General features: G+C 70.9%; 24 protein-coding genes, 1 other RNA gene and 1 riboswitch. Of the genes, 20 read left to right on the top strand and 5 right to left on the bottom strand.

All coding sequences use genetic code 11. The annotated features are described in order from the left end of the window. The 5 genes from CJ022_RS17060 to CJ022_RS08505 all read left to right on the top strand — a co-directional run. Positions 1–242 (top strand): hypothetical protein (locus CJ022_RS17060; protein ID WP_425490866.1); only part of this gene is annotated, 242 nt, incomplete at its 5' end. A gap of 55 nt (positions 243–297) precedes the next feature. Continuing rightward, a complete protein-coding gene (gene gspD, locus CJ022_RS08520) occupies positions 298–2,568 on the top strand; it encodes a type II secretion system secretin GspD (RefSeq protein ID WP_425490865.1) in 2,271 nt (756 codons plus the stop codon). 27 nt (positions 2,569–2,595) lie between these two features. After that, positions 2,596–3,555 (top strand): glycosyltransferase family 2 protein, encoded by a 960-nt coding sequence (locus CJ022_RS08515; protein ID WP_233198658.1) that lies wholly within the window; start codon positions 2,596–2,598, stop codon positions 3,553–3,555. A gap of 9 nt (positions 3,556–3,564) precedes the next feature. Next, on the top strand, positions 3,565–4,419 hold the full coding sequence (locus CJ022_RS08510) for a glycosyltransferase family 2 protein (RefSeq protein ID WP_101926236.1): 855 nt from the start codon (positions 3,565–3,567) through the stop codon (positions 4,417–4,419). A gap of 102 nt (positions 4,420–4,521) precedes the next feature. Next, positions 4,522–5,949 carry a CehA/McbA family metallohydrolase domain-containing protein gene (locus tag CJ022_RS08505; RefSeq protein WP_233198657.1) on the top strand — a complete coding sequence of 476 codons (1,428 nt, stop codon included), beginning with the start codon at positions 4,522–4,524 and terminating at the stop codon, positions 5,947–5,949. A gap of 24 nt (positions 5,950–5,973) precedes the next feature. Here the strand turns inward: CJ022_RS08505 and pyrF are convergent, their stop codons facing one another. The 3 genes from pyrF to ettA form a co-directional block, all read right to left on the bottom strand. After that, positions 5,974–6,804: an orotidine-5'-phosphate decarboxylase gene (gene pyrF / locus CJ022_RS08500; protein ID WP_101926231.1), complete on the bottom strand. Its 831-nt coding sequence runs from the start codon at positions 6,802–6,804 to the stop codon at positions 5,974–5,976. 10 nt (positions 6,805–6,814) lie between these two features. Then, positions 6,815–7,552, bottom strand: a complete 738-nt coding sequence (map, locus tag CJ022_RS08495) for a type I methionyl aminopeptidase (protein ID WP_101926230.1) — start codon at positions 7,550–7,552, stop codon at positions 6,815–6,817. A 96-nt stretch (positions 7,553–7,648) separates the two neighbouring features. Continuing rightward, a complete protein-coding gene (ettA, locus tag CJ022_RS08490) occupies positions 7,649–9,310 on the bottom strand; it encodes an energy-dependent translational throttle protein EttA (protein ID WP_101926229.1) in 1,662 nt (553 codons plus the stop codon). Between the two features lie 161 nt (positions 9,311–9,471). Between ettA and glyA the strand changes: the two genes are divergently transcribed. The 8 genes from glyA (at position 9,472) to thiL (ending at position 16,728) form a co-directional block, all read left to right on the top strand. Further along, complete coding sequence (glyA, locus tag CJ022_RS08485; protein WP_101926228.1) at positions 9,472–10,716, top strand: serine hydroxymethyltransferase; 1,245 nt, start codon at positions 9,472–9,474, stop codon at positions 10,714–10,716. Between the two features lie 71 nt (positions 10,717–10,787). Continuing rightward, the gene (gene nrdR / locus CJ022_RS08480; RefSeq protein WP_101926227.1) at positions 10,788–11,318 is read left to right on the top strand and encodes a transcriptional regulator NrdR; all 531 of its coding nucleotides are present in this window, start codon (positions 10,788–10,790) and stop codon (positions 11,316–11,318) included. 229 nt (positions 11,319–11,547) lie between these two features. Further along, positions 11,548–12,657, top strand: a complete 1,110-nt coding sequence (gene ribD, locus CJ022_RS08475; protein WP_199171460.1) for a bifunctional diaminohydroxyphosphoribosylaminopyrimidine deaminase/5-amino-6-(5-phosphoribosylamino)uracil reductase RibD — start codon at positions 11,548–11,550, stop codon at positions 12,655–12,657. A gap of 96 nt (positions 12,658–12,753) precedes the next feature. Continuing rightward, a riboswitch (FMN riboswitch) is annotated at positions 12,754–12,928 on the top strand. A gap of 116 nt (positions 12,929–13,044) precedes the next feature. Then, positions 13,045–13,662, top strand: a complete 618-nt coding sequence (locus tag CJ022_RS08470) for a riboflavin synthase (RefSeq protein ID WP_101926225.1) — start codon at positions 13,045–13,047, stop codon at positions 13,660–13,662. After that, on the top strand, positions 13,659–14,765 hold the full coding sequence (ribB, locus tag CJ022_RS08465) for a 3,4-dihydroxy-2-butanone-4-phosphate synthase (RefSeq protein WP_101926224.1): 1,107 nt from the start codon (positions 13,659–13,661) through the stop codon (positions 14,763–14,765). The genes CJ022_RS08470 and ribB overlap by 4 nt, the downstream gene beginning before the upstream one ends. A 61-nt stretch (positions 14,766–14,826) precedes the next feature. Beyond that, positions 14,827–15,294: a 6,7-dimethyl-8-ribityllumazine synthase gene (gene ribH / locus CJ022_RS08460; protein ID WP_101926223.1), complete on the top strand. Its 468-nt coding sequence runs from the start codon at positions 14,827–14,829 to the stop codon at positions 15,292–15,294. Then, the gene (gene nusB / locus CJ022_RS08455) at positions 15,291–15,755 is read left to right on the top strand and encodes a transcription antitermination factor NusB (RefSeq protein ID WP_101926222.1); all 465 of its coding nucleotides are present in this window, start codon (positions 15,291–15,293) and stop codon (positions 15,753–15,755) included. The genes ribH and nusB overlap by 4 nt, the downstream gene beginning before the upstream one ends. Positions 15,756–15,762: 7 nt before the next feature. Next, on the top strand, positions 15,763–16,728 hold the full coding sequence (gene thiL, locus CJ022_RS08450) for a thiamine-phosphate kinase (protein WP_101926221.1): 966 nt from the start codon (positions 15,763–15,765) through the stop codon (positions 16,726–16,728). A 27-nt stretch (positions 16,729–16,755) separates the two neighbouring features. Here the strand turns inward: thiL and CJ022_RS08445 are convergent, their stop codons facing one another. Both CJ022_RS08445 and CJ022_RS08440 read right to left on the bottom strand, forming a co-directional pair. Next, a complete protein-coding gene (locus CJ022_RS08445) occupies positions 16,756–17,124 on the bottom strand; it encodes a YraN family protein (RefSeq protein ID WP_101926220.1) in 369 nt (122 codons plus the stop codon). Beyond that, a complete protein-coding gene (locus CJ022_RS08440; RefSeq protein ID WP_101926219.1) occupies positions 17,121–18,353 on the bottom strand; it encodes a penicillin-binding protein activator in 1,233 nt (410 codons plus the stop codon). Before CJ022_RS08440 ends, CJ022_RS08445 begins: the two co-directional genes overlap by 4 nt. Positions 18,354–18,379: 26 nt before the next feature. Here CJ022_RS08440 and rsmI point away from each other — a divergent pair, with 26 nt between their 5' ends. The 7 genes from rsmI to ftsL all read left to right on the top strand — a co-directional run bounded on the left by rsmI (position 18,380) and on the right by ftsL (position 24,028). Continuing rightward, a complete protein-coding gene (gene rsmI, locus CJ022_RS08435) occupies positions 18,380–19,234 on the top strand; it encodes a 16S rRNA (cytidine(1402)-2'-O)-methyltransferase (protein WP_101926234.1) in 855 nt (284 codons plus the stop codon). Continuing rightward, positions 19,231–20,451, top strand: a complete 1,221-nt coding sequence (chrA, locus tag CJ022_RS08430; RefSeq protein WP_101926218.1) for a chromate efflux transporter — start codon at positions 19,231–19,233, stop codon at positions 20,449–20,451. Before rsmI ends, chrA begins: the two co-directional genes overlap by 4 nt. A 145-nt stretch (positions 20,452–20,596) precedes the next feature. After that, entirely contained in the window at positions 20,597–21,445 is an 849-nt protein-coding gene (locus CJ022_RS08425) for an alpha/beta hydrolase (RefSeq protein ID WP_101926217.1), read from the top strand. 83 nt (positions 21,446–21,528) lie between these two features. Beyond that, positions 21,529–21,893: RNase P RNA component class A (gene rnpB, locus CJ022_RS08420), an RNA gene on the top strand. 457 nt (positions 21,894–22,350) lie between these two features. Continuing rightward, positions 22,351–22,800 carry a division/cell wall cluster transcriptional repressor MraZ gene (locus tag CJ022_RS08415; RefSeq protein WP_101926216.1) on the top strand — a complete coding sequence of 150 codons (450 nt, stop codon included), beginning with the start codon at positions 22,351–22,353 and terminating at the stop codon, positions 22,798–22,800. Beyond that, entirely contained in the window at positions 22,797–23,762 is a 966-nt protein-coding gene (gene rsmH / locus CJ022_RS08410; protein WP_101926215.1) for a 16S rRNA (cytosine(1402)-N(4))-methyltransferase RsmH, read from the top strand. Before CJ022_RS08415 ends, rsmH begins: the two co-directional genes overlap by 4 nt. Next, positions 23,759–24,028: a cell division protein FtsL gene (gene ftsL, locus CJ022_RS08405; RefSeq protein ID WP_425490864.1), complete on the top strand. Its 270-nt coding sequence runs from the start codon at positions 23,759–23,761 to the stop codon at positions 24,026–24,028. The genes rsmH and ftsL overlap by 4 nt, the downstream gene beginning before the upstream one ends. The last annotated feature ends 40 nt before the right edge of the window (positions 24,029–24,068 follow it).

Below are 24,068 nucleotides of genomic sequence, written 5' to 3'. Positions count from 1 at the left end.
AACCGGCGACGGCGGGCAATGCCGCGCCGCAGGCCCGCAACGGCGCGGCGGGGCGCGGTCCCGACGCCGCACCGGTGCCGTCGCCGGCGCAGGCCGGCGCCGAGACGGCCGGCGTCGCCGAAAGCGCGCCCGCGTCGAGTGCGGGGCCGTCGGAATCGCAGGTCGAGGCGATCCGCAAGCGCATCGAGGAGCGCCGTGCGCGGCTCCGCCAGCAGCAGGCCAATCCGCAGGCGCAGCCGTGAGCGCGCGCCGGTGCCCGCATCCCCCTCGCCGACGATCCGACCTAGACTCCCAGCGATGACCGATTCGATGACGCCAGCCCGCCACCTTCGCGCGATCGCCTTCGCGACCTGCACCGTCCTGATCGCGGGCTGCACCACCGCCCCCGCCGCGCGCATGCAGCGCAGCGGCGATCCGGGCCAGGCCGGCGCCGTCGCCGGCGCGCAGGCCGAGGACAGCGGCCCGCGGGTCGAGACCCTGGTCGACGACGACGACCGGCCGCGCCCGCAGATCCGCCGCGGGACCGGGCAGGTCATCAACCGCAGCGCTGCCGCGGCGCCGCCGCCGAGCCTGGCCGGCACCAGCGGCCAGGCCTCGTTCAATTTCGAAGGCGAATCGGTGCATGCCGTCGCCAAGGCGATCCTCGGCGACATGCTCGGCCAGAACTACGTCATCGCGCCGGAAGTGCAGGGCACGGTGACGCTCGCGACCCCGCAGCCGGTCAGCCCGGCCCAGGCGCTGAGCCTGCTGGAGATGGTGCTGGGCTGGAACAACGCCCGCATGATCTACAGCGACGGTCGCTACAACATCGTGCCCGCCGACACCGCGCTGGCGACCGGCACCGTGGCGCCCCGCACCGGCGCGACCGGCGCCGCCCGCGGCTTCGAGGTGCGCACGGTGCCGCTGCGCTACATCTCCGCGACCGAGATGGAGAAGGTGCTCGAGCCCTACGCGCGTCCGAACGCGATCGTCGGTGCCGACAACGCGCGCAACGTCATCACGATCTCCGGCAGCCGCTCGGAACTCGACAACTACCTGCGCACGATCGAGATCTTCGACGTTGACTGGCTGTCGGGCATGTCGGTCGGCGTGTTCCCGCTGCAGTCCGGCAAGGCCACCCAGGTGGTGGCCGACCTCGAGAAGGTCTTCGGCCAGGACAGCGAGTCGCCGGTGTCGGGCATGTTCCGTTTCATGCCGCTGGAAGGCGCGAACGCGGTGCTGGTGATCACGCCGCAGGCCGATTACCTCGGCGAGATCCAGCAGTGGCTGGAACGCATCGACAACGCCGGCCAGGAGCCGAGGCTGTTCTCCCACGAACTGAAGTACATCAAGGCGCGCGAACTCGCGCAGCGCCTGTCGGAAGTCTTCGGCGGCGGTGGCGGCAGCAGCGGCCAGGACAGCGCCTCGCTGGCCCCCGGCGCGACCAGCGGATCGCTGCGCAGCGGCGGGTTCGACAACCGCAGCAGCGACGGCGGCAGCGGGCTCGACAGTGGCGGCGGCTTCGGCAGCAACAACGGCGGTGGCATGAGCGGTGGGCGGGGCGGCAGCGCACGCGGCGGCGGCAATGTCGGCCAGATGCAGCTCGACGAGACCCAGGACGGCCCGAGCAGCGTGACCCTGGAAGTCGAAGGCGACCGCGTCGGCGTGTCCGCCGTCGACGAGACCAATACCCTGCTGGTGCGTACGACGCCCGCGGCATGGCGCTCGATCCGCGATGTCGTCGAGCGGCTGGACGTCATGCCCTCGCAGGTGCACATCGAGGCGCAGGTGGTGGAGGTGCTGCTGAGTGGTGACCTCGAGTACGGCGTCAACTGGTTCATCGAAAAGGGCATGACCGACAACGGGATCGGGCCGTTTCCGGGGCCGGGTCTTCCGGGCGTCGGCGGCCCCAGCCGCTGGAGCACGCTGGGCGCCAGCATCGGCGGCACCTCCGGCGCGGGGCTCGCATGGTCGCTGGTCCGGAACGACGCGGCCGCGGTCATCCAGGCGCTGGACGAAGTGACCGATGTGCAGATCCTGCAGTCGCCATCGGTGTTCGTGCGCAACAACGCGATGGCCGAGTTCAACGTCGGTGCGAGCATTCCGATCTCGTCGACGAGCGTGAATCCGATCATCGGCGACAGCCAGTTCACCCAGGTCCAGTACATCGAAACCGGCACCATTCTCAAGGTGCGCCCGCGCGTGACCCGCGACGGCATGGTCTTCCTCGACATCGTCCAGGAGGTCAGCTCGCCCGGACCGCAGAACACCGCCGATTCCCAGGGCAACGTGCGTATCGACACCCGTCGCCTGAAGACCGAAGCCGCGGTCCAGGCGGGCGAGACCGTGATGCTCGCCGGCCTGATCCGCGACGAGGTCGGCAAGACCTCGGGAGGCATTCCGGGCCTCAGCCGCATTCCTGTCGTCGGCGGCCTGTTCGGCTCGCAGTCCTCGCGTACCGAGCGCAGCGAAGTCATCGTCCTGCTGACGCCGACGATCGTGCGCAATCCGATGGAAGCGCGGCAGTTGACCGACGAGTACGGCAAGCGCTTCCGCGCGCTGCAACCGCTGAACCGGACCACGGACTGAGGCCGGCGATGTCGACGGGGCAGTCGCATGACTGACGTGCCGGTCGTGCTGCTGCCCGTCGGCCACGACGACGACGCGCTCGACGCGTGCCTGGCCGCGCTCGACGCCGGCACGCCGGCAGGTGCGCGTGTCTGGCTCGCGGACGACGCGCGGGTCGGTCCGCGCGGCGCGGCCATCGTGCAGCGCTGGCTCGCAACGACGCCGCTGCAGGCCGACTACACCTGCCGCCCGCGCAGCATCGGCGAGGTCGCGCATCTCGACGACGTGCTGCGCGCCTGCGGCGATGCCGATGTCATCGTGCTCGCGCCCGACGCGATTCCCGCGCCCGGCTGGGCCAACGCGCTCGCCGCGTGCTTCGCGCGCGACGCCTCGATCGCGACCGCGACCCCGTGGTGCAACGCCGGCGAAGCGGCCGCCTGGCCGCGTATCGGCGAGATCGCGCCGATTCCCGACGATCCGTCGCGGCTCGCGCGCGCCTGCCAGCAACTGCCGCCGCTGTATCCCGAGCTGCCGGCCGCCGTCGGCCACGCCGTGCTGCTGCGCGGCAACGCGCGGAAGAAGGCCGGCGGGCTCGACGCGTCCAGCTACGCGTCGTGGTACGCGGCGCTGATTGATCTGTCGCTGCGCATGGGCGGTCTCGGCTGGCGCAACGCGCTGTGCGAAACCGCCTTCGTCGCGCGCGGCGGCGAAGGCGGGCCGGCCGACGGCGACATGGATGCGCTCGCCGTGCGCTGGCCGGCCTGGCATGCGCGCCTGGCCCGGTTCCTGATGGACGATCCGCTGCACGCGAGCCGTGAACGCCTGCATCGCCTGTATGCCGCGCTGGAGGACGCGCCGGCGCAGCAGCAGTTGTTCGGCGATGCACCGGCCGACGAGGCCATCGCGGCGACGCCGCACCAGGACCGCGACGCGAGCGCGGCCCAGGACGCAAGGACCGATCCGGCCGCGCCTGTCGACGCACACGCGCGCGAAGGGCATGCAGGCTGACGCATGACGATGCCCCCGGAAACCGCCACCGGCGCCGACATCGTCGCCGTCGTCGTGACCTACCAGAGCGGCAGCACCATCGACGCCTGCCTCGCCCGCCTGCGCGCCGCGCAGGGCGTGGCCCAGGTGCGGGTCGTCGACAACGGCTCCAACGACCAGACGCTGGCCATCGTGCAGCGCCACGCTTCGCTCGATCCGCGCGTGCATTTCATCGGCAATCCCGACAACCCCGGGTTCGCGGTCGCCTGCAACCAGGGCGCGCGCGACAGCGACGCGCCGTGGATCGCGTTCGTCAATCCCGACTGCCTGCTCGAGCCCGACGCGTTGCAGCGGCTGCGCGCGCACGCGGATGCGCTGGCGGCGCCGTGCCTGCTCGGCGTCGATCTCGTCGACGAGGCCGGCGTCCGCGACGCCGCCGCGCGTCGCCGCGATCCGGATTTCGTCGCGATGCTGCGTTCGGCGGCCGGCCGGGAGCTCGCGTTGCCGCGCGATCCCGACCAGCGGCTGCAGCGCGTCGACGCGGTGTCCGGCGCGTTGATGCTGCTGCCGCGCGCGCTGTTCGACCGGATCGACGGCTTCGATACCGCGTATCGCCTGCACGCCGAAGACCTGGATTTCTCGCGCCGCGCGCGCGAAGCCGGCGCCGTCGTCGCGGTCGCCAACGACGTGCAGGTGGTGCACCTGCGCGGCGTGTCGAGCCGCGCGCGGCCGGTGTTCGTCGAGTGGCACAAGCATCGCGGCCTGTGGCGGTATTTCGGCAAGTTCGAACGTGCACGTCGCAGCCCGCCGATGCGCGCGGCGGTGTGGGCGATGATCTGGCTGCGGTTTCCGGTCGCCGTGCTGCGGAAGTTGCTGCGCGGCTGACGCCTCCGGTGTCATCACGGTTTCATGCGCGTCCGCTCCAATGGCGGCCCGCCGTCGTCGACGGCGTGCAAGCGTCCGATCCGCGCGACGCCGGAGCCCCTCATGCCTGTCCCATCCGCGCCGCTGGCGCCACGTCGCGCGCACGCCGCGTTTCCATCCCTGCGCGCGGCAGTCGTCGCGCTCGCCCTCGCGTCGATGCTGGCGACGCCATCGTTCGCGAACGACGCCGCGGGCCGGCGCTGGCTGCCGGGCGATCACCACGTGCACAGCGAATGGAGCGTGACCTGGGACGACAGCACGTCGCCGCCGACGCCGATCCGTGGCGGCGATTCGCCGTATTCGCGCACGCGCAATGCCGAGGAAGCGCGCCGGCACGGCCTGGCGTGGATGGTGCACACCGATCACGGCGGCCCGAACCATTCGGCGGTGACCCACGATTCGGCGTGGCCCGCGCTGCAGCAGGCGCGCACCGGGGTGCCCGAGGTGCTGCAGTTCCACGGCATGGAATTCGACGTGCCGGCCGGCGAACATGCGTCGCTGATCATGGCGCCGGGCGCGCACGAGAACGCGATGCTGGTCGATCTGGAGCGGCGTTTCAGCCGTCGCGAGGTGGACGACGACACGCGCGACACGCCGGAGGCGATGATCGCCGCGCTGCGCTACATGCAGGCGCAGCAGCCGCAGCCGCTGATGTTCGTCAACCATCCGTCGCGCACCGCGACGGCGACCGGCGCGTGGGGCGAGGTCGAACCCGACGAGCTGCGTGCCTGGCAGGACGCGGCGCCGGACGTGCTCGTCGGCATGGAAGGTGCGCCCGGCCATCAGGCCGACCGGCGCCATCGCGGCCTCTACCGCAACGATGCGGCCAAGACCTGGGGCGGGTTCGACCAGATGACCGCGCAGCTCGGCGGCGTGTGGGACACGCTGCTCGCCGAGGGGCGGCGGTTCTGGATCACGTCGACCTCCGACTCGCATCGCAATGCCGACATCGGCGGCGCCGACTTCTGGCCGGGCGAGTACAGCAAGACCTACGTGCTGGCGCGCCACGACAGCGCTGACATCCTCGACGGTCTGCGGCAGGGCCGCATGTTCGCGGTGACCGGTGATCTCATCGACGGCCTCGACCTGCAGGTGTCGGCCGACGGTGCGGCACCTGCGACCATCGGCGACACGCTGCAGGTCGCCCCGGGCGCGCAGGTCACGGTGCGGCTGTCGGTGACGGTCCCGGAGGGTCCGAACTTCAACGGCGACCGCAATGCGATCGACCACATCGACGTGATCGCCGGGCAGGCGGCGGACGACGGCGCGCCGCAGATGACCGTGCACACCGTGCGCGCTGCGCAATGGCGGCAGGACGGCAATCGCATCGCGTTCGACGTGACGCTGCCGGCGCCGGAGACGCGTGGCTTCGTGCGCGTTCGGGGCACGTCGAACGCGCAGATCGAACCGACGCCGGATGTCGCCGGCGAGGATCCGTGGCAGGACCTGTGGTTCTACTCGAATCCGGTGTTCGTGGAGCTTGTGCGCTGACGCCGTTGACTGGACTCGGCGCGGTCAACGGACCCGGTTGATCGCATCCCGCAGGGCGCGCGCCTCGCGCGCCGCAGCGTCCGCGAAATCGTCGCCGTTCGATGCATAGAGAATCGCGCGCGACGAACTGACCATCAGGCCGGTGCCGTCCGCCGTCTTCGCATTGCCGACCACGGCCTCGACGTCGCCACCCTGCGCGCCGACACCCGGCACGAGGAACGGCATGTCGCCGACGATCGCGCGCACTTCGCGCAGCTGCTCGGGCCAGGTCGCGCCGACGACCAGCGACACGTTGCCGTGGCCGTTCCAGTCGCGCGCGATGGTCTCGGCGACATGCTGGTACAGCGGCCGCGTGGCGCCGGCATGCGCAACCGGCAGGTCCTGCAGATCGGCCGCGCCCGGATTCGACGTGCGGCAGAGGATCACGACGCCCTTGTCGCTGCGGTCGAGGAAGGGCTGCACCGAATCACGACCGAGGTAGGGGTTCACCGTCACGGCATCGGCCGCGAAGCGTTCGAAGGCCTCGGCGACGTAGCGCTGCGCGGTGCTGCCGATGTCGCCGCGCTTGGCGTCGAGGACCACCGGCACGCCGGGGTGCGCGGCATGCAGATGCGCGATCAGTCGCTGCAGCGCGTCTTCGGCCCCGAGGGCGGCGAAGTGCGCGATCTGCGGCTTGAACGCGCAGGCGTAGTCGGCGGTCGCATCGGCGATGTCGCGGCAGAACGCGAACACCGCATCGGGATCATTCGCGAAACGAGCGGGAAACTTCGCCGGTTCGGGGTCGAGACCGACGCAGACCAGCGTGTCGGCGGACTGCCAGCGCGCACGCAGCGCCTGCATGAAGGTGTGCGTCATGGAGCGGTTCTCAGGTGACGATGATCGGCGCGCCGTGGGTGACGACGACCGTGTGCTCGAACTGCGCGCCATAGCCCTTGGGGCAGAGCAGCGACCAGCCGTCGTCCAGGTCTTCGGTGCGCGTGGCGTGGGTCGCGAGGAACGGCTCGACGGTGATCACCATGCCGTCGTGCAGGCGTCGGGTGTCGCGGCGATCGAAGTAGCCGGGAATCGAGCCGGGCGACTCGTGCAGCGCACGGCCGACGCCGTGGCTCTGCAGGTTGCGGATGATGCGGAAGCCGCGGCGCGCGGCCACGGCTTCGATGGTGCGGCCGATGCCGCTGAGCAGTTCGCCTGCCCGCAGCTGGGCGATGGCGGCATCGCGCGCCTCGCGGGTTGCGTCGAGCAGGCGCTGCTGCGCGGCGCTCGCGGTGCCGACGACGAAGCTCGCGCCGGTATCGGCGAAGAAGCCGTCGAGTTCGGCGGACACGTCGATGTTGACCAGATCGCCACCCTGCAGCGGCGTCGCGTCGGGGATGCCGTGCGCGACGACGCGGTTGACGCTGATGCAGGTCGCGGCCGGGAAGCCGTAGGTCAGCACCGGCGCGGACTGCGCACCGGCGTCGTGGAGCATCTCGGCGCCGATGGCGTCGAGATCGCGCGGCGTGGTGCCGGCCAGCGCGTGATCGCGCATCGTCGAGAGGATGCGCGCGACCAGCGCACCGGCGCGCTTGAGGCCTTCGAGTTCTTCCAGGGTCTGGATGGTCATCTGTGGCTTCCGGTTGTCTGTGCCGCTCTCACCCCAACCCCTCTACTCCGGCGGCACGTAGTCGGAGGGGGAGAGGGCTCGACTTTTTTCGGCTGCTTACTTCAGCGCCTTGAACCGCAGACGCTTCGGACCCGCGTCGTCGCCCATGCGGCGGCGCTTGTCTTCCTCGTACTCGCGGTAGTTGCCCTGGAAGAACTCGACGTGGCTGTCGCCTTCGAACGCGATGATGTGCGTGGCGATGCGGTCGAGGAACCAGCGGTCATGCGAGATCACGAACGTGTTGCCGGGGAACTCCAGCAGCGCGTCTTCGAGCGATCGCAGGGTCTCGATGTCGAGGTCGTTCGACGGTTCGTCGAGCAGCAGCACGTTGCCGCCCTGCAGCAGGGTCTTGGCCATGTGCAGACGGCCGCGCTCACCGCCCGACAGCGTGCCCACGAGCTTCTGCTGGTCCTGGCCCTTGAAGTTGAAGCGGCCGATGTAGGCGCGCGACTGGATCTCGACGCCGTTGATGTTGAGGATGTCGAGGCCGCCCGAGATTTCCTGGAAGACGTTGTGGTTGCCCTCCAGCGCGTCGCGGCTCTGGTCGACGTAACTCAGCTGCACGGTCGGCCCGACCACGATCTGGCCCGAATCCGGCTTCTCCTGCCCGGTGATCATCTTGAACAGCGTGGACTTGCCCGCGCCGTTCGGACCGATGATGCCGACGATCGCGCCCGGCGGGATGATCATCGACAGGTTGTCGATCAGCAGGCGGTCACCGAAGGTCTTGCTGACGTTCTTGAACTCCATCACCGCATTGCCCAGGCGCTCGCCCGGCGGGATGAACAGCTCGTTGGTCTCGTTGCGCTTCTGGTAATCGACAGACTGCAGCTCTTCCAGGCGGGCCAGACGCGCCTTGCCCTTGGTGCGACCGCCCTTGGCGTTCTGGCGCGACCACTCCAGTTCCTTCTGGATCGCCTTCTGGCGGGACTTTTCCTGGTTGTCTTCCTGCTTCAGGCGCTCGTCCTTCTGCGTCAGCCACTCGGTGTAGTTGCCCTTCCACGGAATGCCGCGGCCGCGGTCGAGTTCGAGGATCCACTCCGCGGCGTTGTCGAGGAAGTAGCGGTCATGGGTGACCGCGACGACGGTGCCGGTGTAGCGCGCGAGGAACTGCTCCAGCCACTCCACCGACTCGGCGTCGAGATGGTTGGTCGGTTCGTCGAGCAGCAGCATGTCCGGCTTCTGCAGCAGCAGGCGGCACAACGCGACGCGGCGCTTCTCGCCGCCCGACAGGTTGCCGACCTTGGCCTCCCACGGCGGCAGGCGCAGCGCGTCGGCCGCCACGTCCAGTTGGTTTTCCAGCGTGTGCGCGTCCCCGGCGGCGAGGATCGCCTCCAGGCGCTCCTGTTCCTTGGCCAGCGCGTCGAAGTCGGCGCCTTCCTCGGCGTAGGCGTCGTAGACCTTGTCCAGCGCGGCCTGGGCCTGCAGCACTTCGCCCACGCCTTCCTCGACCGCTTCGCGGACCGTCATCTCCGGATCGAGCTCGGGTTCCTGCGCCAGATAGCCGACCTTGGTGCCGGCCTGCGCGCGGGCTTCGCCTTCGAAATCCTGGTCCACGCCGGCCATGATCTTCAGCACGGTGGACTTGCCGGAGCCGTTGAGGCCCAGCAGGCCGATCTTGGCGCCCGGGAAGAACGACAGCGAGATGTCCTTGATGATCTGCCGCTTCGGCGGGACCACCTTGGACACGCGGTTCATGGTGTAGATGTATTGCGACATGGGGGCTCCGGTTGTGCCGGCCCGCGCCGGGGCCCGGTCGGGCGGCGTCGGGTAGGGAAGGGATGGCGGCAATTATAACGGCTCACGCCCGCCCGGGCCGCGCGCCGGGCGGCCCGGCGCTACAATGGCCGGCCTCGCCGTTCACTGTTCCGGAGCCCTCGATGTTCCAGCGCGACGCCCGTCTCGAAAGCTACGATCCCGACCTCGCCCAGGCCATCGCGAACGAGGTCCGCCGCCAGGAAGACCACGTCGAGCTGATCGCCTCGGAGAACTACTGCAGCGCGCTGGTGATGGAGGCGCAGGGCAGCCAGCTGACCAACAAGTACGCCGAGGGCTATCCGGGCAAGCGCTATTACGGCGGCTGCGAGTACGTCGACATCGCCGAGCAGCTCGCGATCGACCGCCTCAAGCAGCTGTTCGATGCCGACTACGCGAACGTGCAGCCGCATTTCTTCTTCGCGCTGCTGCAGCCGGGCGACACGATCCTCGGCATGTCGCTGGCCCACGGCGGTCATCTGACCCACGGCGCCAAGGTCAACGCGTCCGGCAAGCTGTTCAACGCGGTGCAGTACGGCGTCGACGACGCCGGCCTGATCGATTACGACGAAGTCGAGCGCCTCGCGCTCGAGCACAAGCCGAAGATGGTCATCGCCGGCTTCTCCGCCTATTCGCAGGTCGTCGACTGGGCGCGCTTCCGCGCCATCGCCGACAAGGTGGGCGCCTATCTGTTCGTCGACATGGCGCACGTCGCCGGCCTCGTCGCCGCGGGCGTCTACCCGACGCCGGTGCCGCACGCGCATGTCGTCACCTCGACCACGCACAAGACCCTGCGCGGCCCGCGCGGCGGCATCATCATCGCCAGCCAGACCGGCGCCGGCGAGCAGTTCGACGAGATCGCCAAGAAGCTGCAGTCGATCGTGTTTCCAGGCATCCAGGGTGGCCCGCTGATGCACGTGATCGCCGGCAAGGCGGTCGCGTTCAAGGAAGCGCTGGAGCCCGCGTTCAAGACCTACCAGCAGCAGGTGGTGAAGAACGCGCAGGCGATGGCGAAGGTCATCATCGAACGCGGCTACAAGATCGTGTCCGGCGGCACCGAGAACCATCTGATGCTGGTCGACATGATCGGCAAGGACGTCAGCGGCAAGGACGCGGAAGAAGCCCTCGGCCGCGCCCACATCACCGTCAACAAGAACTCGGTGCCGAACGATCCGCGCAAGCCCTTCGTGACCTCGGGCCTGCGCCTGGGCACGCCGGCGGTGACCACACGTGGCTACGTCGAGCAGGACTGCACCGACCTCGCCCACTGGATCTGCGACGTGCTCGATGCCCCGAAGGACGAGGACGTGATCGCCACCGTGCGCGACAAGGTCGCCGCGCAGTGCGCGAAGTATCCGGTCTACGGCTGATGCGACGTCCGCCGGCGTCGACACTTGGCGCCGGCGCCGTTCGCGCATCCTGACCAGGCCACGCCGCCCGCATGCATTGCCCCTTCTGCCAGCACACCGACACCAAGGTGATCGATTCGCGCGCCTCCGAGGACGGCGCGACGATTCGGCGTCGCCGCGAGTGCGAGGCCTGCGGCGAGCGGTTCAGCACGCTCGAGACCATCGAGCTGAAGCTGCCGGCGATCATCAAGGGCGACGGTCGCCGCGAGGCCTTCGACGCGCGCAAGCTGCGCCTGAGCATGGATCGCGCGCTGCACAAGCGGCCGGTGTCGGAAGAAGAGATTGAGGCGACGGTGCGCGCGGTCGTGCACCAGCTGCGCATGACCGCCGAGCGCGAGGTGTCGTCGCGCCGGGTCGGCGAGTTCGTCATCGCCGAACTGCGCAAGCTCGACCATGTCGGCTTCGTGCGTTTCGCGTCGGTCTACCGCGCCTTCGAGGATGTCGCGGATTTCCGCGAGGAACTCGACCGGCTGGAACGCGATCTGCCCGGCGACGGCCAGCTGCCGCTGCTCGGCGGCGGCGCGGCGCCGACGGGCAAGGGCGACAAGGGGCGCAAGCGCTGAAGGCCGGTTGCGGGACGGGCGGGGCGGGCGGCGCCACACGGATCGCGCGGCTCACGAGCGGCGCCTGTGAGCGCCGTCCACGACGCCAGCCGGCCGCCGCCGTCTTCCGCGCGATGCCCCGGGTTCGCGCGATCCCGATGTCTCCGCGTCGCGCCCGACCGCTGTACGTTCTCCATCCGTTTCCCGCCACCCGCGCCGAGCCATCGCCGCCCGCCTGCCAGGACTCCGCATGACGCACTTCACCGCCGACGATCACGCGCACATGGCGCAGGCCCTGCGGCTCGCCGAGAAGGGTGCCTATACGACGCGCCCCAATCCGATGGTCGGGTGCGTGCTCGCGCACGGCAGCGAGCGGGTCGGCGAGGGCTGGCACCGCCAGAAGGGCGGGCCGCATGCGGAAGTGCTGGCGTTGCGGGCCGCAGGCGAGCGGGCCCGTGGCGCGACCGCCTACGTGACCCTCGAGCCCTGCGCGCATACCGGCAGCACCGGCCCCTGCGCCGATGCGCTGATCGACGCCGGGGTGGCGCGCGTGGTCGGCGCGATGCGCGACCCCTTCCCGCAGGTCGACGGCGCCGGCTTCGAGCGGCTGCGCGCTGCCGGCATCGCCGTCGATGTCGGCCTGATGGACGCCCAGGCGCGCGCGCTGAACCGCGGCTTCCTGTCGCGGGTCGAGCGCGGCCGGCCCTGGGTGCGGATCAAGCTCGCCTGCAGCCTCGACGGCCGCACGGCGATGGCCAACGGCGATTCGAAATGGATCAGCGGCGACGCCTCGCGCGCCGACGTGATGCGCTGGCGCGCACGGGCCGGCGCGCTGCTGACCGGCAGTGGCACGGTGCTGGCCGATGATCCGCAGCTGACGGTCCGTTTCGATGCGGCCGCGTCCGAGGCGGACGCCGGCTTCGTCGCGCCGCTGCGGGTCGTGCTCGACCCCGGCCTGGCGACGACCGCGCGCGGTCGCATCCGCGACGCCGCCGCGCCCACGCTGTATCTGCACGCGGGCGAGGCCAAGGTGCCGCACGGGCTCGACGTGGCCCGCGCCGCGGTGCCGACCCGGGACGGGCGGCTGGACCTCGACGCGGTGCTGGCGTTGCTGGCCGAGGGCGGCATCAACGAGGTCCAGATCGAGTCGGGCGCCACGCTGTCGGGCGCCTTCCTCCGGGCGGGCCTGGTCGACGAGGTGCTGCTCTACGTCGCCCCGGTGCTGCTCGGCGACCGGGCGCGGCCGCTGTTCGAGGGGCTGGGCATCGACGCGATGGCCCAGCGCCTGCAGCTGGAGACCGTCGAGTCGCGGCGCATCGGCGACGATCTGCGGCTGCTGCTGCGTCCGGCCAAGGGCTGAACCCGGGCCACGGCTGCAATGAAGCGTCCCGGCCTGCGGGCCGGCGCGGCGCAGGGGCGCTGCTAGAATGCGCGGGCCGGTTCGCCGGCAACATCGAAACGTCTTCAGGGCGGGGTGCGATTCCCCACCGGCGGTAGGTGGCAGCGGTCCGGGGTTCCGGTCGCCCACGAGCCCGCGAGCGCTGCCACGGTGGATCCCACGCCGCGGCAGGTCAGCAGACCCGGTCCAATGCCGGGGCCGACGGTCATAGTCCGGATGAAAGAAGACGACCCGCGCATGGCGATCCGCCGTGCGTGCCGTCGTGCGTCCCGGAGCATTTCGTCGCATTCAACGTGCGGCGTGCCGGGCTGCATCCCGACTCCGCCGCGCCGTCATGGAGTCCAGCGGATGTTCACCGGATTGATCGCAGGCGTCGGTGCCTTGCAGACGCGCGATGCGCAGGGCGGCGATGCCCGCCTGCGGATCGCCACGGGCAGCTTGCCGTTCACCGACGTGCGGATGGGCGAGAGCATCGCCGTCAATGGCGTGTGCCTGACCGTCGTCGCGTTCGATGCCGACGCTTTCGAGGCGGACGCCTCGACCGAGACGCTGGCGCTGACGACACTCGGCGCGCTCGCGCCGGGGCGTGCGCTGAATCTTGAGCGCGCGATGCTGCCGACCGATCGCCTCGGCGGGCACCTAGTCAGCGGCCATGTCGACGGTGTCGGCCGCGTCGCCTCGGTCCACGAGGACGCGCGCGCCCAGCGCTGGCGTTTCGAGGCGCCGCCGGCGCTGCTGAAGTACGTCGCGCACAAGGGGTCGATCTGCGTCGATGGCGTCAGCCTGACCATCAACGCGGTCGACGCGACGGGCTTCGAGGTCGCACTGGTGCCGCACACCGTCGCGCACACCGCGTTCGCGCAGACGACTGTCGGCGACGCGGTCAATCTCGAGGTCGACATGATCGCCCGTTACGTCGAGCGCCTGGTCGGCGCTTCGTTGCCGCCTTCCGGAGACGCCGCATGAAGTTCGCCCCGGTGCCCGAACTGCTGGAAGAGATCCGCCAGGGGCGGATGGTGGTCATCGTCGACGACGAGGACCGCGAGAACGAAGGCGACCTGATCATGGCCGCCGAACTGGTCAAGCCGTCGGACATCAACTTCATGGTCACGCATGCGCGTGGCCTGGTGTGCCTGTCGCTGACCCGAGAGCGTTGCGGCCAGCTGGGCCTCGCGCCGATGGTCCGCGACAACACCGCGCAGTACCAGACCGCGTTCACCGTCTCCATCGAGGCGGCCGAAGGCGTCACCACCGGCATCTCCGCCTACGACCGGGCGCACACCGTGCGCACCGCAGTGAAGCCGGACGCGAAGCCGCACGACCTCGCCCAGCCGGGCCACATCTTTCCCCTGCTGGCGCATCCCGGCGGCGTGCTCAGTCGCGCCGGCCACACCGAGGCCGCGGGCGACCTGGCGATGCTCGCCGGGCTGGAGCCCGCCGGCGTGCTGGTCGAAGTGCTGAACCCGGACGGCTCGATGGCGCGGCGGCCCGAGCTCGAGGTCTTCGCCCGCGAGCACGGCCTGAAGATGGGCTCGATCGAAGACCTGATCGCGTGGCGGCTGGCCAACGAGCACACGGTCGAGCGCGTCGACGCGCGCGACATCGACACCGAATTCGGCCCGTTCCAGCTGGTGACCTACCGCGACCGCATCGCCCACGACCTGCATTTCGCCCTGGTCCGCGGCACGCCGGACGCGGCGACGCCGACGCTGGTGCGCGTGCAGGTGGAGAATCCGCTGGCCGACCTGCTGCACTGGCGCCGCGACGATTTCGGCGTCGCCGCGACCGATGCGCTGCGCGCGATCGATGCGGCCGGCAGCGGCGTCATGGTGATGCTGACCGCGCCACGCGATACCGACGCGCTGCTGGCCCGGCTGTGCAAGCAGCCCGAGCAGCAGAACGCCAAGGACGTCGGCCAATGGCGCCGCAACGGCGCCGGCGCGCAGATCCTCGCCGAGCTCGGCCTGGGCAAGCTGCGGGTACTCGGCACGCCGCGCAAGCAGGTGGGACTGGCCGGGTTCGGGCTCGAGGTCATCGAGTACGTCGACGTCGGCACCGGCACCCGCTGACGCTGCCGGCCGCCCGCCGCCATGCACTAGACTGTCCGGCCCACGCAGACCCGTGTCCCTCATGAGCCACTTCGAAGGCGACCTGCGCGCGCCAGCCAACGCGCGCTTCGCGATCATCGTCAGCCGCTGGAATCCGAAGATCACCGATGCCCTGGTCGCCGGCGCCCGCAAGGCCTTCGTCGACAACGGCGTCGCCGAGGATGCGGTCGACCTGGTCCGCGTGCCCGGCGCCTGGGAAATCCCGCTGGCCTGCCGGCAGCTCGCGCTCGGTGGCCGGCATGCGGCGTTGCTGGCGCTGGGGTGCGTCGTGCGCGGCGACACCCGGCATTACGAGCAGGTCGCCGACGGCTGCAGCGATGCGCTGATGCGGGTCGCGCTCGATACCGGCGTGCCGGTGGCCAACGGCGTGCTCGCGGTCGAGGACTACGCCGACGCCGAGCAGCGCGCCGGCGGCAACCACGGCAACAAGGGCGAGGAGGCGGCGCTGGTCGCCATCGAAATGAGCAACCTGTTGGACAAACTGTCATGAACCAGCGCCAGAACAGACACGGCGTCGATCCGGTGCTGCGCTCGCGCGCGCGCCGCCGCGCGCTGCAGGCCGTCTACGCGATGCAGATGTCGGGCGCGAACGTGCAGAGCATCATTGCCGAGTTCGCCCACGAGCAGGCCAAGGAAGTCGCGGATCTCGCGTATTTCGAAGACCTGGTGCGCGGCGTCGGCGAGCGCTACCGCGAACTCGATGCGGCGCTCAAGCCGTTCCTGGACCGCGAGATCGACGAGGTCGATCCGATCGAGCGGGCGATGCTGCGGATCGCGACCTACGAGCTGCAGCACCGTCTCGACGTGCCGTACCGCGTCGTCATCGACGAGGCGCTGAAGACGGTCAAGCGGTTCGGTTCCGAACACGGCCACACCTACGTCAACGGCGTGCTCGACCACGCGGCCGCCGAATGGCGTGCGCCCGAGGTCGCCGCCGCGCGCACGCGCTGAGCCCGCGATGAGCGCGGGCGCCGGCGAGTTCGACCTCATCGGGCGCATCCGCGCGCGGGTCGCCGGCCGCGACGACGTGGTGCTGGGCATCGGCGACGATGCGGCCATCGTGCAGGTGCCGCGCGACCGCCAGCTGGTGATCGCGATGGACACGCTCAACGCGGGCGTGCATTTCCCCGGCGACACCGCGCCCGCCGATATCGGGTGGAAGGCGCTGGCGGTGAACCTGTCGGATCTCGCGGCGATGGCCGCGACGCCGGCCTGGTGCACGCTGTCGCTGTCGCTGCCGGACTCCGATGCCGCGTGGCTCGACGGCTTTCTCGACGGCTTCGCGGCGCTCGCCGCGGCGCAGCGCGTGGCGCTGGTCGGCGGCGACACCACGCGCGGCCCGCTGTCGGTGTGCGTCACGGTGCATGGTCTGGTCGCGCCGGACGCCGCGCTGCGGCGCGACGCGGCCCGGGTCGGCGACGACATCTGGATCAGCGGCACGCTCGGCGATGCGGCGGCGGCGTTGCGGCAGTGGCAGGCCGGCGGCGTGCGCGATCCCGCACTGCGCGCGCGCCTCGACCGGCCGACGCCGCGCGTTGCGCTCGGCCTGCAACTCGCCGGACTCGCGCATGCGGCGATCGACGTGTCCGACGGCCTGCTGGCCGATCTCGGGCATGTCTGCGTCGCAAGCCACGTCGGCGCCGAGCTGCGACTCGCCGATCTTCCGGCGTCGCCCACGCTCCGCGCCGCCTGCGATCCGGTGATGCGCGCGTCCCTGCAGGCGACCGGCGGCGACGACTACGAGCTGTGCTTCACCGCGCCGCCGCAGCTGCGCGACCGGATCCTGCAGGCCGCGGAGACCGCCGCGACGCCGGTCACCCGCATCGGCGTGATCGGCGCCGGGCAGAGCGTCTCGGTCCGCGATGGCGACGGTGCGCCGTGGCGCCCGGCGCGCACCGGCTTCGATCACTTCGACGCGCGCTAGGCGATCGCGGCGAAACCGCCGGCAGCCTCAGTCGTCGGCGCGGAACGCGTCGCGGATCCACTGCAGCGTCGGGGCGTCGGGCGTGCCGCCGGTCTCGACCACGTCGAAGCGGCAGGGCCGCTCGCGCAGGCTGCGGTCGTCCTGCAGGAACTGCTGGGCGGCGTGCACCAGGCGCCGCCGCTTGCCGGCATCGACCGAGGCGGCGCCACCGCCGAAGAAGGCCGAGCGGCGATGTCGCACCTCGACGAACACCACGGCGTCGCCGTCGCGCATCACCAGGTCGAGTTCGCCGCCGCGGCAGGCCACGTTGCGGGCGACGAGGGTCAGTCCCGCCGCCTGCAGATGCGCGCAGGCGCGCGCCTCGGCCGCCGCGCCATCGCGGCGGCGATCGTTCAACCGCCGACGTCCGCCTGCGGCACCACGTAACCGTTGCGCCAGGTGGCCCACGCCGGCGTGCGCATCACCGTGCCGTCGGGACCGACGCGCAGCATGCCGGTCGCGCCGCCGATGCCGGTATCCGGGCGGCTCGACAGGTGCTCCAGATAGCCGCTGAGCAGCCAGGCGTCGTGGCCGAACGCGAACAGCTTGGCGGCCTGGCCGCGCGCGGTCGGCAGCTCGGTCGCGACGCTCGTCATCGGCGGCAGGGCGCGCGCGCTGGCCCCGGTGGCCCAGCTCTCGGTGGGGAACACGATGCCGTCGAGCGCCTGGTCTTCCTCCGCCTTGCCGGTGCCCAGCGTCAGCTGCGAGGTGCCGATGCGCAGGCGGCTGCCGAGCCCGGCGACCGACAGCTGCGGGGTCAGCATCCGCGCCTGGTTGCCGCGGATCGCCAGGAACACCGCGTCGACGCCGGCGCCCGCGGTCACCGCATTGCGGAAGGCGTCGGTCTGGTCGACCGGCGTGTCGCCGACGATCGCGACGGTGTTGACGATGGTGCCGCCTTCCTGGGCGAGACGGGCGCGCAGCGCATCCACGCTGCGGCGCGCGTTGTCGTCGCCGTTCGACAGCACCAGCACGTTGCGGGCGTTGCGGGCCAGCAGGTATTGCGCCGCGGCGTCGCCCTCGTCTTCCGGCGCCAGCGAGAAGCTGGCGGTGTTGTCCGGACCGGCGACGTTGCCGCGGTTCAGCGCCAGCAGCGGCAGGCCGCCCGGCGCCTCGAACAGGGCCGTGACCTCGTCGCGGCCGAGCGGGCCGACGACCTGGTCGGCGCCTTCCTGCACGGCACGCGCGTACGCTCCGGCGGCACCGGCCGGCGTGCCGGCGGTGTCGTAGAACGCGAGTTCCGGGCGGGTGCGGCGCTCGCCGTAGTAGCCGGCGAGGAAGCCGTCGCGCACCGGGCCCGCGGCCGTCGCCAGCGCGCCGGTCATCGGCAGCAGCACGGCGAGCTTGCGCGGCGGCCGGTAGCCGTCGCTCTCGGCGGGCGGGCGCGTGTCGTCGAAGGCCCAGCGCCCGGATTCGACGACCGGCTCGGCGCCGGGCGCTTCGGTAACGGTCGGCGCGCTGACCTGCACGCTCGCGCAACCGGCGGCGAACAGGGCCAGCGATGCGACGATCGCGAGGCGGGCGGTCGAGTGACGCGGCGTCGAAGCTGCCATGTTGCGGTCCCGCTGCAGGATAATGCCGGGCATTCTAACGTTCCCCCTGCGTGGAGACGATGTCGGTACATCCCGGAGCAAGCGCGGCCCCCGGCATCCTGCATGTCGTGGCGACCCCGATCGGCAATCTCGGCGACCTGTCGCCGCGCGCGCAGGACACGCTGCGCAGCGTCGCCGCGATCTGCGCCGAGGACACCCGGCATACGCGCCAGTTGCTGTCGCACTTCGGCATCGAGCGGCCGCTGATCGCGCTGCACGAGCACAACGAGGACGAGATCGCCGGCAAGCTGGTCGCGCGCCTGCAGGCCGGCGACGCGCTGGCGCTGGTCAGCGATGCCGGCACGCCGCTGGTCAGTGATCCCGGTTTCCGGCTGGTGCGGGCGGCGCGTGCGGCCGGCGTCCGGGTGTCGCCGGTGCCCGGCGCCAGCGCCCTGATCGCGGCGCTCAGCGTCGCCGGCCTGCCCAGCGACCGGTTCGTGTTCGAAGGCTTCCTGCCGGCCAAGAGCGCCGCCCGGCGGGAACGCCTGCTGGCCGTGGCCGGCGAGCCGCGGACGCTGCTGTTCTACGAGTCCTCGCACCGCATCGCCGAGATGCTGGCCGACTGCGTCGCGGTGTTCGGCGAGTCGCGTCCCGCGGTGGTCGCGCGCGAGCTGACCAAGCTGTTCGAGACCGTGCTCGACGGCACCCTGGCCGGGTTGCATGCGCAGGTCGTGGCCGATGCCAACCAGCGCAAGGGCGAGTTCGTCGTGCTGATCCAGGGCCTGGGCGAAGACGAGGACAACAAGCGTGCCGAGGGCCTGCGGGTCTACGCCAAGCTCGCCGCGCACCTGCCGCCGTCGACGGCCGCGCGCCTCGCGGCCGAGATCACCGGCGCCTCGCGCAAGGCGCTGTACGGCACGACGCCGGCGTCGTGACCGGTTCGCCGCCGGCGCGCCGCGGCGGTGGAGCCACCTCGGCGACCGGGGTCTTCCTGGCCTTCCTCGGGCTGGGACTGACGTCGTTCGGCGGGCCGATCGCGCATCTGGCCTATTTCCGCGACGCGTTCGTCGTGCGCCGCCGCTGGCTGCGGGAAGACGAATATGCGGAGCTGGTGGCCCTGTGCCAGTTCCTGCCCGGGCCGGCCAGCAGCCAGGTCGGCATGGCGTTGGGGCTCCGCCGTGCCGGCCTGCGCGGTGCGCTGGCGGCCGGGTTCACCCTGCCATCGGCGCTGCTGATGATCGGCGTCGCGCTGGGGTTGCTGCACTGGGGCAATGGCGTGCCGGCGGGCGTCGTGCACGGCCTGAAACTGGTGGCGGTGGCGATCGTCGCGCAGGCGGTCTGGGCCATGGCGTCGGCGTTCTGCCGCGATCCTCTCGCGATCGCCATGGCCCTGGCCAGCGCGGCCGCATTGCTGCTGTGGCCGGCAGCGGGCACGCAACTCGCGGTCATCGCGGTGGCGGCGTTGCTGGGCGCGGCGGTCTGGCGCGTGGGCGCCGCGCAACCGCTCGATGCGGTGGGCCTGTCAGGGCTGCGCTGGCCCGGCCGGCTCGCGCTCGGGGTGTTCCTGGGGCTGCTGCTGGGTCTGCCGTTGCTGGCGCGGGTGTTTCCGGCGTCGACGCTGGCCGTGGTCGACGCGTTCTACCGCGCCGGCGCGCTGGTCTTCGGCGGGGGGCACGTGGTGCTGCCACTGCTCGAGTCGAGCGTGGTGGCGCCGGGCTGGATGGACGGCGAGTTCTTCCTCGCCGGTTACGGCGCGGCGCAGGCCTTGCCCGGTCCGCTGTTCGCGTTCGCTGGCTTCGTCGGCGCCGGCATGCAGGCCGGTCCGGGCGGTTGGGCCGGCGGTGCGCTGGCGCTGGTGGCGATCTTCCTGCCCGGCATGCTGCTGGTCCTTGGCGTGCTGCCGGTCTGGCAACAGGTGCGCCGCTGGCCACGCATGCGCGCGGCTTTGGTGGGCGTCAACGCCGCGGTGGTCGGGTTGCTGCTTGCGGCGCTGTACGACCCGCTGTGGACCGGCGCCGTGTCCGGCTGGCGCGACGTGGGCCTCGTCGCGGTCGCCCTGCTGCTGCTAGGCGGACTGCGGGTCCGCGTCTGGTTGCTGGTGCCGGCGATGGCGCTCGCGGGCTGGGCGCTGACGGCGGTCCCGCTGTCCTGACGGGTGGAACGCTGCGATGGCGGCCTTCGCGCGACGATCTCGCGGCCGCGGATGGTCGGAAGCCGATGCGCTAGATTCGGTAGCCGGGCGCATGACGCGTCGTTGGCAGGGCGGAGAGGGCATGGATTCCAGGACTTTCAGGTTGGTGGGCGTTCTGTTGCTGCTGGCATTGCTGCCGGGCTGCGTCTATCACTTGAAAGAGGACCAGCTCATCCGCCCGCGACCGGCGCCGGCAGTGGCACTCGATGTGCTGGCCACGGCGTACCCGGACTATCGGATCGAGGCCGGGCACATTCCCGCCGCCGATGGCGCCTCGCTGGCGACGCTGCGCCTGACCCGGCCCGATGCGCGCGCCACCGTGCTGTATTTCGGCGGCAACGGCTACCGTATCGGCCTGCACGCAGGCCACAGCGCCACCGCGTATCGCGATGTGCCGGTCAACCTCGTCCTCGTCGATCACCGTGGCTATGGCGGCAGCACCGGCACGCCGACCACCGAAGCCCTGATGGCCGACGCCCTCCACGTCTACGACCACTTCCGCGCGGACACGGCGTCGGCGGGGATGCCGCTGCTGGTGCACGGCCAGTCGCTGGGCAGCTTCATGGCCGGCCACGTCGCCGCGCAGCGCCGTCTCGACGGCCTGGTGCTGGAAAGCTCGACCACCACGGCCGAGGACTGGGCGCGCGACATGCGGTCGAAGGGCAGCCTGTGGATGCGCCTGGCGATCCGGCGCATCGACATCGCACCGCCGCTGCGCCGGTTCGGCAACCAGGGGGTCGTGGCGACGCTCGAGGCGCCGGTGCTGTTCGTCGTCGGCGCCAACGACCAGACCACCGCGCCGGGCTTCTCACGGACGCTGTACGAGGCCACGCCGCTGCCCGAAGGCCGCAAGCGGCTGCTGGTCGTGCCCGATCGCAGTCACGACAACGCCAGCCGCTCGCCGGAATTCACTGATGCGATGCAGGCGTTCGTCGCGCAGGTCGCGTCAGGCTGAGCGTCGCGGACGGGTGGCCGGCAGCACGTGACGCGGCGCGAAGCGGCATTGCGCGTGCGGCGGCGTGCGACAATGCGCGCGGCGGAGTCGGCCAGACAGTCGCGTCATCACGGTTGCTTCGGCAGCCGGCGGTGCCGAGGAAAGTCCGGGCTCCACAGGGCACGGTGCCAGGTAACGCCTGGGCGGCGCGAGCCGACGGAAAGTGCAACAGAAAGATACCGCCCAAGACTGCTTCGGCAGGACGGCAAGGGTGAAATGGTGCGGTAAGAGCGCACCGCGAGCCTGGTAACAGGCCGGCACGGCAAACCCCACCGGGAGCAAGACCAAATAGGGACCTCATGACGTTGCCCGCGTCGGGTCCGGGTAGGTTGCTCGAGCGTACCGGCGACGGTGCGCCTAGAGGAATGACTGTCCACGACAGAACCCGGCTTATCGGCCGGCTCCGCCACCTTCTTTCGATCCCGTGATCCGCGCGTCGGCGCACGGGCGGCGGGTCCGGTGCATCGGCCAAGCACCGAAGCCCGAGGCGCCGTGGCCTCCTGATCCGGTTTCGCCAGGCATGAATCTCCGGACCTGCGGGGGGCTCGCCGCGCAGCGCAGCCATTCGGCACACGGATGCTGCGGCGCAACATGATGATTTCGTGAAGCGCTTGTGAGGGTGGCATTCAGCTCGAAAACGTGCCCGATCTCAAAATTTGAGACGAAACAAACGCTTGTGGATAAAGCTTGAACAAGTCTCTCAAGAGTGCCGCAAGTCATTGACGGGACTGGTGAAATCACCTCCTGAAAGCTGTTGACAACCCTGTGGGGCAGTCCTAAGGTGGCGACTCGTGGGGAAACCGGGAAATTCGTGGTTTTCCAGCGCTGAAACCCGCCAGAGACGGGTCACCACCGGCAGGACTGACGTGTTCCAGGGCGAGACCGCCATCACCATCGATGACAAGGGCCGACTGGCGATTCCCACCGCCTATCGGGACGTCATCGCGCGTGAGTGCGACAACCGCCTGGTCCTGACCTACAACCCCTTCGATGCCGGCAGCCTCTACCTCTATCCCTTCAAGGTCTGGGAGGGCGTCCGCGACCAGGTCAACGCACTGCCGCGCACCCGCTCCACCAACCGCACCCTGCAGCTGAAGCTGGTTGGCGCGGCGATGGTGGTCGAACCCGACGGAAGTGGCCGCATCAGCGTGCCCGCCAGCCACCGCACCACGGTCGGCATGGAGCGCAAGGCGGTGCTGGTGGGGATGGGCGAGAAATTCGAACTGTGGAGCGAGCAGGCCCACCAGGCCCAGATCCGGCAGACGCTCAGCGATGCCGATATGGACGGTGACGACCTGGTCGGGTTGCAGCTATGACGGCCGGTGGTGCGGATGCTGCGTCCGGCCACCTCCCGGTGTTGTTCACCCAGGTCATCGACGGCCTCCGGGTGCTGGATGACGGCAGGTATCTCGACGGGACCTTCGGACGCGGCGGGCATGCGCGCGGCGTGCTGGCGCGTCTCGGCCCGTCCGGCCGGTTGCTGCTGATGGACAAGGATCCCGATGCGATCGCGGTCGCCGAACTGGCCTTCGGCGGCGACGCGCGCGTGTCGATCCACCGCGGCAGCTTCACCGAGCTGGCGCACTGGGATGCGGTCACCGAAGCCGGCCTCGACGGCATCCTGTTCGACCTCGGCGTGTCGTCGCCGCAGCTGGACGTCGCCGAGCGCGGCTTCAGCTTCGGCAAGGACGGTCCGCTCGACATGCGCATGGATCCCGCCAGCGGCGAGAGCGCGGCCGAGTGGATCGCGCGCGCCTCGGATGCCGAGATCGCCGACGTGCTGTGGACCTACGGCGAAGAACGCCTGAGCCGCCGCATCGCGCGCGCCATCGTCGCGCGTCGCGAGGAAGCGCCTTTCCTGCGCACCGCCGACCTGGCCGCGCTGATCGCGACCGTCGTACCGCGCGGCAAGCCGGGCAAGAAGGAAACGCATCCGGCGACGCGTTCGTTCCAGGCGATCCGCATCCACATCAACCGCGAGCTCGCGGATCTCGAGACCGGCCTCGATGCCGCGCTCGCCGCGCTGCGGCCCGGCGGCCGGCTCGCCGTGATCAGCTTCCATTCGCTGGAAGACCGCATCGTCAAGCGCTTCATCGCCGGCCACGCGAAGGCCCCGGCCGGCAACCGCCGCCTGCCCGAGCTGACCGGCTTCCAGCCGCGGCTGCGCATCGTCGACGACGCGCGCAAGGCCGATGCCGACGAACTGCAGGCCAATCCGCGGGCGCGCAGCGCGGTGCTGCGGGTCGCCGAGAAGCTCGACCTGGAGGCCGCCGCATGAAGCTGCGCCACCTCGTCTTCGGCGTGCTGCTGATCGCCAACATCATCACCGCGATCGGCGTCGTCCACGCGCGCCACGACCACCGCCAGCTCTACATCGAGCTGACCAGGCTGGAGCGCGCCCGCGACGAGCTCAACATCGATTTCGGCCGCCTGCAGCTGGAACAGGCGACGGTGGCGATGAGCAACCGCGTCGACCAGGTCGCGCGCGAGAAGCTCGGCATGCGCTTCCCCGAAACGGCCGAAATCGTGGTGGTGCGGCCGTGAAGTTCATCCGCGCCCGCGACGGACACGCCAAGAAGCCGCG

Origin of the sequence: Luteimonas rhizosphaerae (assembly GCF_002849595.1) — a bacterium.
GTDB lineage: Bacteria > Pseudomonadota > Gammaproteobacteria > Xanthomonadales > Xanthomonadaceae > Luteimonas > Luteimonas cellulosilyticus.
The sequence above is the reverse complement of the archived record's forward strand: the minus strand, read 5'-3'. Positions and strand labels throughout refer to the sequence as shown.

Bases quoted from the DNA above. Each gene is read 5' to 3' on its own strand.
- gspD (WP_425490865.1), top strand. From the start codon at position 298: ATGACCGATTCGATGACGCCAGCCCGCCACCTTCGCGCGATCGCCTTC.
- CJ022_RS08515 (WP_233198658.1), top strand. From the start codon at position 2,596: ATGACTGACGTGCCGGTCGTGCTGCTGCCCGTCGGCCACGACGACGAC.
- CJ022_RS08510 (WP_101926236.1), top strand. From the start codon at position 3,565: ATGCCCCCGGAAACCGCCACCGGCGCCGACATCGTCGCCGTCGTCGTG.
- CJ022_RS08505 (WP_233198657.1), top strand. From the start codon at position 4,522: ATGCCTGTCCCATCCGCGCCGCTGGCGCCACGTCGCGCGCACGCCGCG.
- pyrF (WP_101926231.1), bottom strand. From the start codon at position 6,804: ATGACGCACACCTTCATGCAGGCGCTGCGTGCGCGCTGGCAGTCCGCC.
- map (WP_101926230.1), bottom strand. From the start codon at position 7,552: ATGACCATCCAGACCCTGGAAGAACTCGAAGGCCTCAAGCGCGCCGGT.
- ettA (WP_101926229.1), bottom strand. From the start codon at position 9,310: ATGTCGCAATACATCTACACCATGAACCGCGTGTCCAAGGTGGTCCCG.
- glyA (WP_101926228.1), top strand. From the start codon at position 9,472: ATGTTCCAGCGCGACGCCCGTCTCGAAAGCTACGATCCCGACCTCGCC.
- nrdR (WP_101926227.1), top strand. From the start codon at position 10,788: ATGCATTGCCCCTTCTGCCAGCACACCGACACCAAGGTGATCGATTCG.
- ribD (WP_199171460.1), top strand. From the start codon at position 11,548: ATGACGCACTTCACCGCCGACGATCACGCGCACATGGCGCAGGCCCTG.
- CJ022_RS08470 (WP_101926225.1), top strand. From the start codon at position 13,045: ATGTTCACCGGATTGATCGCAGGCGTCGGTGCCTTGCAGACGCGCGAT.
- ribB (WP_101926224.1), top strand. From the start codon at position 13,659: ATGAAGTTCGCCCCGGTGCCCGAACTGCTGGAAGAGATCCGCCAGGGG.
- ribH (WP_101926223.1), top strand. From the start codon at position 14,827: ATGAGCCACTTCGAAGGCGACCTGCGCGCGCCAGCCAACGCGCGCTTC.
- nusB (WP_101926222.1), top strand. From the start codon at position 15,291: ATGAACCAGCGCCAGAACAGACACGGCGTCGATCCGGTGCTGCGCTCG.
- thiL (WP_101926221.1), top strand. From the start codon at position 15,763: ATGAGCGCGGGCGCCGGCGAGTTCGACCTCATCGGGCGCATCCGCGCG.
- CJ022_RS08440 (WP_101926219.1), bottom strand. From the start codon at position 18,353: ATGCCCGGCATTATCCTGCAGCGGGACCGCAACATGGCAGCTTCGACG.
- rsmI (WP_101926234.1), top strand. From the start codon at position 18,380: ATGTCGGTACATCCCGGAGCAAGCGCGGCCCCCGGCATCCTGCATGTC.
- rsmH (WP_101926215.1), top strand. From the start codon at position 22,797: ATGACGGCCGGTGGTGCGGATGCTGCGTCCGGCCACCTCCCGGTGTTG.
- ftsL (WP_425490864.1), top strand. From the start codon at position 23,759: ATGAAGCTGCGCCACCTCGTCTTCGGCGTGCTGCTGATCGCCAACATC.